The 519-nt window shown below is 56.5% G+C and carries 1 protein-coding gene; it reads right to left on the reverse strand.

The window, feature by feature from the left end:
* Positions 1–187: 187 nt before the first annotated feature.
* Positions 188–385: a heavy-metal-associated domain-containing protein gene (locus tag DEQ92_RS21840; RefSeq protein ID WP_115821780.1), complete on the reverse strand. Its 198-nt coding sequence runs from the start codon at positions 383–385 to the stop codon at positions 188–190.
* Positions 386–519: the final 134 nt, after the last annotated feature.

Consider the following 519-nt stretch of genomic DNA (forward strand, 5'->3'; position numbering starts at 1 on the left):
GATGCGAGGAGTTACCCTCTACAGAGGAGGTTTCGGAGTTCTCGTGGTCTGGATTGTTGCTCATGGCGTGGGTTTTGGTGCCGTCCCTCATTATATTGTCCAGACCCTGATACGGCGCGGTACCGTCAAGAGGGCCGGTGTCGAACGAGAACGGCGGGGCGCTTGTGGACGTGCGTTCCGGCGGTTCTCAGGCGTGGGCGGTGTATCCAGCGTCCTCGACGGCTTGAACGAGTGACGTGACGTCAGCATCGCCATCGACGCTCGCCTGTTCGGCCTCGCGATCGGCAGTCGCGTCGGTCACGCCGCTCACTTCTCGAAGCGCGTCTTCGACTGTCTGTTCACAGTGACCGCAGGTCATTCCTTCGACAGTGATGGTCTGCGTCATACACTGGTACATACGGGAGGGGAATCTTTGTCAGTTTCTGCTTCGAATCCAAAGTCTATCTTGGAAGTGAGATGGCATTCAAATATTGGCGCTGGGAAACAATATTGTGGTTCGGGGGTTCAATGGGGAGATAT

It is taken from the genome of Haloferax sp. Atlit-6N (genome assembly GCF_003383195.1).
Taxonomy (GTDB): Archaea; Halobacteriota; Halobacteria; order Halobacteriales; family Haloferacaceae; genus Haloferax; species Haloferax gibbonsii.

Excerpts from the sequence above, each read along its gene's own strand:
- DEQ92_RS21840 (WP_115821780.1), bottom strand. The coding sequence starts at position 385 with ATGACGCAGACCATCACTGTCGAAGGAATGACCTGCGGTCACTGTGAA.